The sequence below is a fragment of the Methylobacterium sp. E-046 genome, from assembly GCF_022829625.1.
Lineage (GTDB): Bacteria > Pseudomonadota > Alphaproteobacteria > Rhizobiales > Beijerinckiaceae > Methylobacterium > Methylobacterium longum.
Genome location: NZ_JAKSYP010000290.1, coordinates 142,231 through 155,227, shown reverse-complemented (window position 1 = coordinate 155,227; position 12,997 = coordinate 142,231). Strand labels below are relative to the sequence as shown.

The 12,997-nt window shown below is 65.3% G+C and carries 9 protein-coding genes and 2 pseudogenes; 7 read left to right on the top strand and 4 right to left on the bottom strand.

Annotation, left to right across the window (positions count from 1 at the left end; all coding sequences use genetic code 11):
* The first annotated feature begins 72 nt into the window (after window positions 1–72).
* The 4 genes from MKK82_RS32355 (at window position 73) to zwf (ending at window position 4,962) form a co-directional block, all read left to right on the top strand.
* On the top strand, window positions 73–693 hold the full coding sequence (locus tag MKK82_RS32355) for a cytochrome (ubi)quinol oxidase subunit III (protein ID WP_243988053.1): 621 nt from the start codon (window positions 73–75) through the stop codon (window positions 691–693).
* 47 nt (window positions 694–740) lie between these two features.
* On the top strand, window positions 741–1,271 hold the full coding sequence (gene cyoD / locus MKK82_RS32350) for a cytochrome o ubiquinol oxidase subunit IV (RefSeq protein WP_313902130.1): 531 nt from the start codon (window positions 741–743) through the stop codon (window positions 1,269–1,271).
* 209 nt (window positions 1,272–1,480) lie between these two features.
* Window positions 1,481–3,310, top strand: a complete 1,830-nt coding sequence (locus tag MKK82_RS32345) for a glycoside hydrolase family 15 protein (RefSeq protein ID WP_243987992.1) — start codon at window positions 1,481–1,483, stop codon at window positions 3,308–3,310.
* 104 nt (window positions 3,311–3,414) lie between these two features.
* Complete coding sequence (gene zwf, locus MKK82_RS32340; RefSeq protein WP_243987991.1) at window positions 3,415–4,962, top strand: glucose-6-phosphate dehydrogenase; 1,548 nt, start codon at window positions 3,415–3,417, stop codon at window positions 4,960–4,962.
* A 205-nt stretch (window positions 4,963–5,167) separates the two neighbouring features.
* Here zwf and MKK82_RS32335 read toward each other — a convergent pair whose 3' ends face one another.
* Complete coding sequence (locus MKK82_RS32335) at window positions 5,168–5,638, bottom strand: DoxX family protein (protein ID WP_243987989.1); 471 nt, start codon at window positions 5,636–5,638, stop codon at window positions 5,168–5,170.
* Window positions 5,639–5,833: 195 nt separating this feature from the next.
* On the opposite strand from MKK82_RS32335, the gene MKK82_RS32330 reads away from it, so the two are divergent.
* The 3 genes from MKK82_RS32330 (at window position 5,834) to MKK82_RS32320 (ending at window position 10,538) form a co-directional block, all read left to right on the top strand.
* Window positions 5,834–7,477, top strand: coding sequence for a GMC oxidoreductase (locus MKK82_RS32330; protein WP_243987987.1), 1,644 nt, complete (start codon window positions 5,834–5,836; stop codon window positions 7,475–7,477).
* A 171-nt stretch (window positions 7,478–7,648) separates the two neighbouring features.
* A complete protein-coding gene (locus MKK82_RS32325; RefSeq protein ID WP_243987985.1) occupies window positions 7,649–8,938 on the top strand; it encodes an NAD(P)/FAD-dependent oxidoreductase in 1,290 nt (429 codons plus the stop codon).
* Window positions 8,939–8,957: 19 nt separating this feature from the next.
* Window positions 8,958–10,538 (top strand): chloride channel protein, encoded by a 1,581-nt coding sequence (locus tag MKK82_RS32320; RefSeq protein WP_243987983.1) that lies wholly within the window; start codon window positions 8,958–8,960, stop codon window positions 10,536–10,538.
* Between the two features lie 145 nt (window positions 10,539–10,683).
* On the opposite strand, the pseudogene MKK82_RS32315 reads toward MKK82_RS32320, so the two are convergent.
* The 3 genes and pseudogenes from MKK82_RS32315 to MKK82_RS32305 all read right to left on the bottom strand — a co-directional run.
* Window positions 10,684–11,294, bottom strand: a pseudogene (locus MKK82_RS32315) (ISL3 family transposase); the annotation flags it as partial.
* 541 nt (window positions 11,295–11,835) lie between these two features.
* Complete coding sequence (locus tag MKK82_RS32310) at window positions 11,836–12,219, bottom strand: acyl-CoA thioesterase (protein ID WP_243987981.1); 384 nt, start codon at window positions 12,217–12,219, stop codon at window positions 11,836–11,838.
* Between the two features lie 179 nt (window positions 12,220–12,398).
* Window positions 12,399–12,917: pseudogene (locus MKK82_RS32305) on the bottom strand (HAD family hydrolase); the annotation flags it as partial.
* Between the last annotated feature and the right edge of the window lie 80 nt (window positions 12,918–12,997).

Genomic DNA, 12,997 nt, shown 5'->3' with positions numbered 1-12,997 from the left:
GCCGCCATCGCGTCGCCCTCCGCCGACGCGCAGCCACTCCGCGCGCGCGGCTCCCATCATGATCCCTACCGGCTGGGCCGGGGATCGGGCGGGGACGACGAATCAACCGGCCACGGCTCGGGAGGTCCATCGCCCAAGCACATCGTAGTGGGCTATGGCTTCTGGATCTTCATTCTATCGGACATCATCACCTTCTCGACGCTGTTCGCAGCCTACACGGTCCTGAAAGACGCCACTGCGGGCGGCCCATCTGGAGCGGACTTGTTCGAACGTGGCAACGTCGCGATAGAGACCACCTGCCTACTTCTGTCGAGCGTCACTTGCGGCCTAGCGGTCGTCGCGATGCGCGTGCGTAACCGATTGTGGTTCCAGGTCTCGGCGCTCGTCACCGCCGTGCTCGGAGCAGTATTCCTGCTCCTTGAAGCGCGGGAGTTCGCCGGGCTCGTAGCGCAGGGTGCAGGACCGAGTCGCTCCGCATTCCTGTCGGCTTTTTTCATGCTGGTCGGCTGCCACGGGCTGCATGTGAGCGTGGGCTTGCTTTGGCTGCTCACCATGATGGCGCAGGTGGCCGCCAAAGGGTTCCGGGACGACGTCGTCCGGCGCACGAGCTGCTGGAGCCTGTTCTGGCATGCGCTCGATATCGTCTGGGTCGGCGTCTTCACTGTGGTCTACCTGATGGGCGTGAGCGCGTGAGTCCCGCCGACCGCCACCGGCTATCCTGGCGTCGCGAGTTGGCCGCCATGGCAGGCCTCGCGGTCCTGATCATCTTTAAATACTGCAGCCGGAAAGACCTCCGCGCCATGAGCACAGCTATCCCGAGCTCCGAAGTCCCACACCCTTCACCCAATGCGCTCGGATCGACCGTGCAGCGCGGGGCAGAACCTACGTTGGAGAGGGGAAGGCGCAACGGCGATACGGCTCCGGGCGAACAGCGTCCGAGAGCCGACGTCTGGTCGAGCGTGCGCACCTACCTGATCGGGCTCGTGCTAGCCGCGATCCTGACAGCAGCCGCTTTCGCGACCTCGTACACTGGCCTCATCTATGGGCCAGGGGTGCCAGTAGCGCTGATCGTGTTCGCGCTCGCGCAAGTCGGCGTGCATCTCGTGTTCTTCCTGCACCTCACGACCGCTCCCGACAACATCAACAACGCCATGGCACTCGCCTTCGGCGCGCTGATCGTCCTCCTTCTGATTGGGGGCACCGTGTGGATCATGTTGCACATGAACCAAGCCATGATGCCGCCTGGCGCCGTACATTTGCATCATCCGTAGCAGTGTAGGCAGACGACTGTGACAAGCACCCATAGGAACCGCGCAATCGTTTCAGCAGAACGAATTAAATTATACCATCGCATCTTGCTTCGAGAGGTTGTGCGGCCTTAAAGAATTTTTGACACAAAAAATTTCGACAATGAATTTTACGAATGATGACTTCGGCTACGTAGAGCAGGATCGATCTGAATCGCGAGGATGGTTGAGCGATGAGCACTCGTATCGAAGATTACGCGTTGATCGGCGACTGCCGCACCGCCGCACTCATCGGCCGTGACGGCAGCGTCGATTGGCTGTGCTGGCCACGCTTCGACGCAGCCGCGCTGTTCACGAAGCTCCTTGGGACGGAAGAACACGGCTTCTGGAGGATCTATCCGTCCGCGGAGCAGGTCGAGACGAGCTGGTCCTACCGCGAGGGCAGCCTGGTGCTGGAGACGCGCCACAAGACGCACCTGGGCGAGGTGCTGGTCACTGACGTCATGCCGATGGGCGAAGGCTCGCATCTCGTCCGCCTGGTCGAGGGCGTGCACGGGCACGTCGCCATGCGGATGGAGATGGCGGTGCGCTTCGATCACGGCTCGGCCATGCCCTGGGTCTCACGCTCGGAACTCGGCGACCTGCGCGCGGTCTCGGGACCCCACAAGGTTGTGTTGCGCACCGACGTCCCGGTGCGCGGTTCCGATGTCATGACTACCGTGGCGGACTTCACGGTTCAGGCCGGAGAGAGCCGTCGCTTCGTCCTGAGCTACGCCGCCTCGCATCAGCCCGATCCCGCTCCCGTCGAGCCGCGTGCCGTGATCGACGCGACCGATCAGGTCTGGCGTAGCTGGTCGAGCCGTTGCGCCACCGGCACAGCCGCGGATGGGTTGCTCCAACGCTCGCTCCTCACCTTGAAAGCGCTGACCTATCGGGCGACCGGCGGCATCGTCGCCGCGCCCACCGCCGCCTTGCCCGAGGGGATCGGTGGCGAGCGCAACTGGGATTATCGCTTCTGCTGGATCCGCGACTCGACCCTGACGCTGATCGCCCTGATGGATGGTGGCTACGTCGAGGAGGCACGTGACTGGCTTGCCTGGCTGCTACGGGCGGTTGCCGGCAACCCGGAGCAGGCCCAGATCCTCTACGGCATCGGCGGTGAGCGGATGCTGCCGGAGATCGAACTCGCGTGGCTTCCCGGTTACGAAGGATCGAAGCCCGTACGCATCGGCAACGCCGCGGCCTCGCAGTTCCAACTCGACGTCTACGGCGAGTTGTTCGACGCGATCTATCAAGCCCATGTCCGGGGCCTTCCGGTGAGCGCGGATGGCCTGCGGGTGGGGCTGGCGATCCTCGATCATCTCGAACAGGCGTGGCGGCAGCCCGACGAGGGAATTTGGGAGGTGCGCGGCGGTCGACGTCACTTTGTACATTCGAAGGTGATGGCGTGGGTCGCGTTCGACCGGGCGCTGCGGATGCATGAGAGGGATGGACGCTTCACGACCGACGAGCAAGCGGCGCGCTGGTGCACCATCCGCGATGCGATCCATGCCGAGGTCTGCGAGCGGGGTTTCGACCCGGAACTCGACAGCTTCGTGCAGTCCTACGGCGCGAAGGCGCTCGACGCGAGCCTGCTGCTCATCGCCCATACAGGCTTTCTACCTCAGGACGACCCGCGGGTGGTCGGCACGGTCGACGCGATCGGTCGTGGACTGCTGCGGGACGGTTTTATCCTCCGCTACGAGACAGAAGGTCAGACGACGGACGGATTGTCGGGCGACGAGGGCGCCTTCCTGCCCTGCACGTTCTGGTACGTCGACAACCTCATCGGACTGGGGCGACACGATGCGGCGAAGACGGTCATCGACCGGTTGATCGGCGTCTTCAACGACCTCGGCCTCGTCAGCGAGGAGTACGACGTCAAGCGTAAGCGCCTGGTCGGCAATTACCCGCAAGCGTTCACGCACGTCGCCTTCGTGAACACCCTGCTCAACCATGCCCGCAGCGAGGGCCCGGCGGCACGTCACGGTCGCAAGACGCCGCCGAAACGGATCCCGGACTGAAGGCGCCACGATCGTGGTCCCGCCGGCCCCCGCTGGGCATCGGGCCCCGCGACCGCCGTCAGTGTCACACGCACCTGATTGCCCCAAACCGAAGGAGCTTTTCCATGCCGACAGAAGTCCTGCCCAAGGATACGGCGCCGGCCGGCACGAAGCAGGCCCCGCCGTGCACCCTCGTCATCTTCGGCGCCGGTGGCGATCTGACCAAGCGGCTGCTGATGCCATCCCTGTACAACCTGAAGGACGACGGGCTGCTCGACGACGGATTTTCGATCCTCGGGATCGACCATCTCGATCTCGATGACGAGGGGTGGCGCGAGTCACTCACCGAAACGATGCAGTCCTTCACGAAGGATCCCACTGCGGAGTTCCACGTCGATAGGATCGATGAATCGACCTGGGGCTTCATCCGCGATCGGCTGCACTATGCCCAAGGGGATTTCCTCAAGTCGGAGACCTTCCAGGGCCTTGCCGGGCGATTGACGGGCAACGTGATCTACTACCTCGCGGTGCCGGCCCGCTTCTTCGGTCCGATCGTCGACGGCCTCGGGGAGGCACAGCTCCTGCGGCAGCCCGAAGGCTCCTTTCGTCGCGTGGTGATCGAGAAGCCCTTCGGCGCCGATCTGCCTTCCGCGGAAGCACTCAACGCACGCATCCTGAAGGCAGCAGACGAATCCCAATTCTATCGGATCGACCATTTCCTGGGAAAGGAGACGGTGCAGAGCCTTATGGCGATCCGTTTCGCGAACGGCCTCTTCGAGCCGCTTTGGCGACGCGAATACGTCGACCACGTCGAGATCACAGCCGCGGAAACGGTAGGCGTCGAGGGTCGCGGAGCCTTCTACGAGGCGACGGGCGCGTTGCGCGACATGGTGCCGAACCACCTCTTCACCCTGCTCGCCATGGTGGCGATGGAGCCGCCGAACTCGTTCGACGCGGAGGCGGTCCGCGACGAGAAGGCGAAGCTCATGGCCGCGATCCGTCCGATCCCATCGCAGGACGCAGTACGAGGCCAGTACACGGCCGGCAAGGTCGACGGCGTGGCGAAACGAGATTATCGCCACGAGCCCGACGTGGCAAAGGACTCCGCGACCGAGACCTACGTGGCCTTGAGGTTGGAGATCGAGAACTGGCGCTGGGCCGGCGTGCCGTTCTACCTGCGCACCGGGAAACATTTGGCCGGGCGCCGTACCGAGATCGTCGTCGCCTTCAAGCCGGCGCCATACCTGCTGTTTAAAGGGACCGAAACCGGCAGCATCGCAGCCAACATCATGAGGCTGCAGATCGACCCGGTCCAGGGTACGCAGACCCAATTCAACGCCAAGGTGCCGGGGCCGACGATGCGGCTCGGGAAGGCGGAGACGAGCTTCCGCTACGCGGACTGCTTCCCGGAGCGTCCGAACGTGGGCTACGAGACCCTGCTGTACGATTGCATGATCGGAGATGCCACGCTGTTCCAACGGGCGGATGCGATCGAGTCCGCGTGGGCCGCGGTCGAGCCGTTGCAGAAAGCCTGGGGCGACGGGGCGGGCGAAGGTTCGACCGCCATACAACCGTACGCATCGGGTACCGACGGCCCCGACGCCGCCGACCGGCTTCTCGACCGGGAGGGACGGCGCTGGCTCCCGCTCGGCGTTCGCGATGCTGCGTCTTGATCAAGGGGGCGACGAACACGGCCGTCTACCTGCCGGGGTGTGCTGCGCCCGGCATCCATCACCGTTCGGGCGACGTGGCGTCCCTGACCGGCAAAGCGGTGGATCGCCCTATCCTCAATCCTCGACGCGGCGCCCAGCGGGCTGGTGTAATCCGGTCGTGGGCCAGGATGCCGCTGGAGGGAGCTGTGCGTCCCGGCGGCGCAAGTCACCGCGCAGCCGACCCCAGACTGTACGGGTGCGACGAGGCTGTCGGATCGGAGAGCAAGTCGAGCACCGTCGTGGAATTCGTGCCGAAGGTGATGAGCAGGAAGCCCGCACCGAGCGAGAAGTTCTTCAGAAAATCCCAGAATAGCTCGCGACCCTTGCCGCCAGCCCAGAAATCGCCCGGCTTCCAGAACTGCTTCCACAGGAGCGCCGTCGCCATGCAGTATCCGGCAAGTACGAAGGCCGCCAAGCGATCGGCGATCCCCGTGACGACGCCTAACGACATCACGATCTCGACGAAGAGGCCGGCGATGATCAGTCCGCGTGCCAACCCGCGGGACGGGGCGATCTCGCTCGCCTGCCCGACGGCCCCGGAGAAGTTGAAGATCTTGTCGGCGGCGGAGAACGGCAGGAACAGGATCACGAGAAGGCAGCGCACGCCGAAGGCGACGACTAGGCTCAGTATCATCATCGCAATCAATGGACTCCGCCATGCAGGCGTCGGATGGCGACGCTCCAGAATAATACTACGCGCCATCATGGAATGGGTCTACAATAATCTAGCGATAAACAAACGAAATTTCGCTTAGTTTTTCGGTAGCGTGGACTTAAAGTGTACTTGGATCGAGGTTCAACGGATCTAACCGTTCATCAGGAGCGATCAGTCATGGCGGGCGAGCATTACGACGTCATCATCGTCGGTTCCGGCCCTGGCGGCGGGACCGTGGCGTGGCGTCTCGCACAGACCGGCAAGCGTATCCTGCTGATCGAGCGCGGCGACTATCTGCTACGCGAGCCGCGCAACTGGGACAGCCAGGCTGTGATCGTCGATGGCCACTACCAGGCTAAGGAGACGTGGTACTCCTCGGACGGCAAAAGCTTCCATCCGGGCCTGCACTACTACGTCGGCGGGAACTCGAAGTTCTACGGCTCGATCCTGTTTCGCCTGCGCGAGAAGGACTTCTCCGAGATCCGCCATCAGGACGGCATCGCGCCGGCCTGGCCGGTCGGCTACGACACGTTCGAACCGTACTATCAGGCCGCCGAGGAGCTGTTCCACGTCCACGGCCTGCGCGGCGAGGACCCGACCGAGCCCTGGTCGAGGAAGCCCTACGCGCATCCGCCCGTCTCGCACGAGCCGCGGATCCAGCAATTGTTCGACAACCTGAAGACGGCCGGGCACCACCCTTTCCATCTGCCGGTCGGCGTCCGCCTGGTGGAGAAGGACGGGCGGGCGGTGCCGACCTCGCCCTGCATCAAGTGCGAATCCTTCGACGGCTTCCCCTGCCCGACCAACGGCAAGTCCGACGCTCAGACCATGGTGGTGGATCCCGCCCTGCGCGACTGCCCGAACCTGACGCTCCTGACCCGCACCTATATCGAGCGGCTCGTCACCGATCCGTCGGGCCGTACCGTCACGGGGGTTTCCGGCACCCGCGACGGCGCCGCCTTCGAGGCTTCGGCCGACCTCGTGGTGGTGGCCTGCGGCGCCCTCTCCTCGGCGCTGCTGCTGCTGCGCTCTGCGAGCGCGCAGCATCCGAACGGCCTCGCCAACAGCTCAGATCAAGTCGGGCGCAACTACATGCGCCATAACAATTCAACGGTGCTGGCGATCTCGAAGGTGCCGAACCCGACCCGGTTCCAGAAGACACTTGGGCTTAACGACTTCTATTTCGGCGATCCAGATCCGGATGACGATTGGGATTTCCCCCTCGGCCATATCCAGATGGTCGGCAAGTCGGACGGCGTCCAGATCCACGGCGAGGGCCTGCCCGGCTTCTTGCAATGGTTTCCCGACAAGCCGTTCGACTGGATCGCCAAGCACTCCGTGGATTTCTGGCTGACCTCGGAGGACGTGCCGCTGGCCCAGAACCGGGTCTACTATAAGGACGGAAAGGTCCATCTCGACCTCACCGAGACCAACGTCGAAGCGCATAAGCGGCTGCGGCAGAAGCTGCGCGAGATCTGCAGCGTCACCGACATCCATCCGCACCTGTTCGACCGATCGCTCTACCTCGGCAAGAACGTCCCGATCGGCGGGACGGCGCACCAAGCGGGAACCCTGCGGTTCGGCGACGATCCGGCCACCTCTGTCCTCGACCGGAATTGCAAGGCGCATGAGCTGGACAACCTCTACGTGACCGACGCCAGCTTCTTCCCGTCGATCGGCGCCGTGAACCCGACCCTGACGATCATCGCCAACGCCCTGCGGGTCGCTGACCACCTAGTGGCGCGGATGGGTGCCAAGAACGAGATCGCGCCGCCCCAACTGTTCGACCATACCGAGCCCCGGGAAGCCCTCCATGCTTGACGGGCAAGTGTTCGCGCCGACTAAGCCGCAATCGCGACGGACGGGACCGGTCACTTCTCCGCCGTCGTACCTTGGGCAGATCTCGCTTTCGCGCGCTCAGGGGCGGTATCCGTATAGCCGTGGGAAGGATGCCGGCGTCGAGTGCCCTCGTCATCCTGCGGAGGTGACGTCGTGAGTCCGACACGTATCGTGATCGTCGGCGGAGGCGTCTCCGGGATCGACCTCGCGACCCGGATCGGTCGCAGCCACGGTCGACATGGTCGTGCGGCGGTCACGCTGATCGACATGAACCTGTCGCACGTCTGGAAACCAATGCTGCACACCTTCGCCGCGGGCACGGCCAGGCCGGATCGCGAACAGGTGGATTTTTTGGCGCAGGCCAAGCGCAACCACTTCACGTTCATACCCGGAGGCCTCGGCGATATCGACCGCGAGGCTAGGACGGTTTCCATCACGCCCCTAGGCCATCACGACGCGGCGGGCCCTCTGCCGCAACCGCTGCGGCTCAGTTACGATCGACTCGTCCTCGCTGTGGGCAGTCGCGCCGACGATTTCGGCACGCCGGGCGTGGCCGAGCACTGCCTGACCATCGACGGTCTCGAAGGTGCTCAAGCTTTGCATGCACGCCTGCGTCAACTCGCGTTGTCTGCCTTCGGACGGGAAGAAGAACTGGATCTCGCCATCGTCGGCGGCGGGGCAACGGGCGTCGAGCTTGCCGCCGAACTGAAGCGTGCGGTCGATCAGCTGGCGGCCTATGGATCACCGATCCTACCCAGCCGCTTCCGCCTCGCCTTGATCGAGAGCGGTCCACGCCTGCTGCCGGCATTTCCAGACCACGTCTCGAAAGCGGCGGCCGACACGCTGCGAAAGCTCGATGTCGACGTGCGCTTGGGTGCGAGGGTGACGGGCGCCAACGCCGCGGGCCTCGCCCTGGACGGCGGCAGCCGCATCGAGGCGCGCATAAAGATCTGGGCTGCCGGCGTGCGGGGACCGGACGCACTCGACCGTGTGGAGGGGCTGGAGCGCTCGCGAACCGGCCAGCTCGTGGTGGCGGCATCCCTGCGTACCACGAAGGATCCCGCGATCCTGGCGCTCGGTGATTGCGCGAGCTTGCTGGATCCGGAAACCGGCAGACCGGTGCCGGCGACCGCCCAGGCTGCGGCGCAGGAGGCGCAGCACCTCGCCCGGCATTTCGATGCGTGGCAGGGTAACGGTGCAGCGCCGCCGTTCCGATTTCGCGAGCGAGGGATGATCGTCTCGCTCGCCGACTACAACGGCTGGGGTACGCTCGGGCGCGTCACCTTCGGGGGCGGACATTTGAAGGGATTGTCAGCGCGCGCCGCGCACGCGCTCCTTTATCGGCAGCATCAATTTGGCTTGTTCGGACCGATGCGCGGGGCCTTGACTTGGCTGGTGGACGGACTCGACCGGCTGATCAGTCCGCCCGTTCGGCTGGATTGATATGACACGACAAAAGCGCATGCGCGCCAAGATCGTGGATGGCGGGGTCTGGGATGCTGCCCCCGTTGAGAGCCCGTCGGGAGCGACGCCTCCCGCCTCGCCGCAGCCGAACGTCGTGGCCGGCGGCCTGCTCGGACGGCGCTTCTGGCTACTTGTACCCGCCACGGGACTCGCTGCCGGCCTCGGCGCCGGCTTGCTGATGCAACTCCTCACCCTCGTGCAATGGCTGGCCTTCGGCGCGCGTAGCGATGCCTTTCTGGAGGCGGTGCAGGCGACGGGGTGGGGGCACCGGGTTCTGGTACTGTCATTCTGTGGCCTGCTCGTGACCGTCGGGATTCCCATACTACGTCACGTCGGTCGGCACGGGGGCGACCTGTCGGCAGCGCTGTGGTTCGGAAGCGGCGCGCTCGATTTCCCACGCAACCTCGCCCAAGGCGCGATCTCAATAGTAGTTGTTGGGCTCGGCTGCTCGCTGGGGCGCGAGCAGGCGCCCAAGCAGGTGGGAGCTGCCTTCGCCAGCCTATTCGCCACCCGGGCGGGGCTCGCGGGGAGCCGGCGGCGCGTGCTCGCCGCCTTTGGGGCCGGGGCCGGGATCGCCGCCGTGTACGATGTTCCTCTCGGGGGAGCCCTGTTCGCGCTGGAGGTACTGCTGGGGACGCTCGCACTGCCCCTCGTTGCTCCCGCCATCGCGACGACGGCGATCGCCACCGGCACGGCGTGGCTGCTGCTTCCGGACCGTCAGGTCTACGTTGTGCCGACCTACGCGACTTCACCCTCCCTCGTCGCCTTCGCCGTTGCGGCGAGCGTGCCGGCGGGGGCGATCTCGGCCCTCTACGTGCGCGTCGTCACCTTCGCCGATACGCGACGACCCAAGGGCGGTGTGGGCGCGGTTGTGGCGCCGCTCGTCGTCTTCGTCGGACTCGGCCTGCTTGCGATCCCGCTGCCGCAGCTTCTCGGCAACGGCAAGGACGCGGTTCAGCTAGCCTTCACGGGTACGCTGGCTTGGCCGATCCTCGCGGCGATGGCGCTGGTGAAGCCGCTGGCCACCGCGGCCTGTCTCGGCTGCGGCGCGCCGGGTGGCTTGTTCACCCCGACTATCACCTTCGGCGCGATGCTCGGAGGACTAGCGGGCGCCGGCTGGGCGTTCCTGTGGCCGGGGGCCCCTTGTGGAGCCTGCGCCGTGATCGTGGCGGCGGCGGTGCTCGCCGCGACGACGCAAGGCCCCGTCTCCGCGGTGGTGCTGATGGTGGAGCTCACGCGCAGCCTCGACGCGATGATGGTGCCGGTGCTCATCGCGGTGGGCGGGGCGATGCTCGCCGCGCGCGTCCTGGAGCCTCGGTCGATATATGCCTACCGCATCGCAGTCGGTCGGATCACCGCCGTGGCCGGGCCAGGCCGGACGATCTCGGTGGCCGCGCCCTACCTCGATCTCTTGCGCGGTCTACCCGCGGACGGCGAGGCGCTCCTCGTCCTCGATGAGAGTGGACGCGTCGTTGGAGAGGCTTCACCGGCGCGTGCGAGAAACCCCGGTGCGGGCGATGAGCCGTTGGCGACGGCGACCGCGGGCGATTTCGCCGTACGTCTTCCCAACAGCGCGTGATAATAAAGGACTTATGCGATTGCTTGATGCCTCGTCGCCTAAGGTGTCACCAAAGGCCATGCTCGATCGTGGCCACCCCCATCGATCCTTGAAATGTCCTAAGTGATCGGCCCCCACAGGGTGGTTCATCGCCGAGTTTGGCGGATCAGGCTGCGAGGAGGAAGCGATGGCGCAGGAAGTTGGGCTTGGCGCGGTCGTACATGGGGCGTTTCAGCAGCTTGACGCGATTAACCTGGCCTTCGGCCTTCCCGCTGCTCCAGGACAGGCAGAGGCTGGCGCGGACGGCGGCCCCGTCCTGCCCGAGGCTGGTGGCGAAGCCCTCGACCACACGCTCTCCGCACGTACGGGCCTCGCCCAACCACGCGTCGAAGGCGGCGATGGTGCCGGGCTCGGCCCGTACGCCGCTGCAACGACCGCGCACGATCCGGCAGAACCGTCGAGCGAGGTCGACGACCCGCGTCACCTCCTCATCCTGAAGCACGCGCACAACCGCCGCCGCAGCCTCTGCGCCGAGTTCACCCGGATCGCGCAGGAGATGCCAGGACAGCTGCTTCGGGGAGGGCAGCGGCTGGGGGGGGGCGACGCCGTGGCGGCCCTCGGGGCAGAGGGCAACGTCCGGTAACGCGCGGCTGTGGTCCTGGCCGGACGCGTACGTCGCTCGCCCAGACAGCGCCGGATTTGCTTCGCGGTGCCGGGGAAGCCGCGCTCGCGAAGCTCGCGCCAGAGCTGCATGGCGTTCTCGCAGCCTTCGGCGACCCCAGCGGATTTCTGATCATCTGCTCGTTGCAGAGCGCGGCCATTAGGCTGCCTGGGGGGCAATCATTGGCGGATGTCGGTGCAGTTCCGGCCGCACAGCCTCGCCTGGTCACGTAGCAGCCGACAATATCTGGTCTGCCCCGAAAATTCGCTCAAAACGGTCTTTTTCGAGCGGGCGCGCGACTTCACCCCGCTACTGCGGCCACTCGTAAAATGCCCTTATGCGAACGGACCGCCGCAGCCGCCACGTTGGACGTCCGCTATTAAGGATCGACCGAGGCGCATTAAATGACAGAGATGGACGAGAAGCAGTCGACTGCTCTCGCCCGCGCGAAGGTCCGCTTCCTTGATCCGATGTCTCGAAAGCGGACCAGCAAAGATCCACCCAACCCGGTCGTAGAGCGGACGGACGGGTCCCGACCCATGCCAGCCGTAAGGAAGGACATCAGCGCTTCCCGAAAGCAGCCATGCATAGGAGTCCAGACACCTCGGCCCTGCAACCTGGGAACGGCGAACGCCTCCAGTTCCTGTTAGACCGGAGTCAGGCCCGATGCCGCGGCTTCCCCTCGTCATCCAAGGCGACATAGGTGAACACCCCTTCGGTGACCTTCTGCGGATCACCTCCGGTCCTGTCCCGGATCCAGACCTCGATCCGAACGCCCAACGATGTCTCGCCGTCTTCCTGTAGGGTGCAGTAGCAACTCGCCTCATCGCCGACCGAGATCGGCCTGAGAAAACGCATTGCGTCGATGCTGACCGTCGCCACGCGGCCCTTAGTTCGCTGGGCAGCAAAGGTTCCGCCGGCCAGATCCATCTGCGAAACCGTCCAGCCTCCGAAGATAGCGCCAGCAGCGTTCGTGTCGCGCGGCATGGCGATGGTGCGCAGGTGTGGACCCTCGGACGGGCTTGAGCTCGTGGCTGCCATGGGAGGTGCTCCGTCCTCGTACGATCAGGCCTGCGACCCGACGAGTGGCGAGGTCTCGTATCGGGCGAGCAGTTCAGCCGGATCCCGATAGGTGGCGATGCAGCCGGCCTGCATGAGTTCTTCGACCGTCCACCCCCCGTAAGCAGCCCAATCGTCCGAATGCCGGCCTTGGTAGCAGCCTCGGCATCGTAGGGCGTATCACCGACGACGACGGCATCCTGTGCCGCGACGCCGTTTAGGCGCTTCAGGGCCGCCTGGAAGATGTCCGGGTTCGGCTTGCTCTCCTCCGCGTCATCGGACGACGTCTCGATGCTGATGAGATCGTCGATTTCGGCGATCTTCTTGTAAGTCTTGAGCTCGTCGCCCTTGGCGGAGGAGGCGAGTGCGAGCTGCTTGCCGTCGGCCAGCAGGCGCTCGACGAGCGCCCGAACCTGCGGCAAGCCCTTGATGGTCGGGAGGTAGAGCTCCTTCAGGATCCCCGAGCGGTGCTCCTCCAGGGCATCGCCCTTCTCGGCGATCTCCGCCTCCGACAGGAACACCGGCATCAGGAGGTCCCCGCCCTTGCCGATCTGCCTCCTGAGTTCTTCGAAAGGGATGTCGTGACCGAAGTCCCGGAAGGCATCCTGCCAGGCACGGGCGTGCTGGGGGACCGAATCGATGAGGGTACCATCGACGTCGAAAATCACCGCGGTGGGCATGAGACGCTTTCTTGTCTGTTGTTGGCGGCGGCGACCCATCAGGAGCCGGCCGTGCCCCGTCCTTGGAGATGAACGTTCTT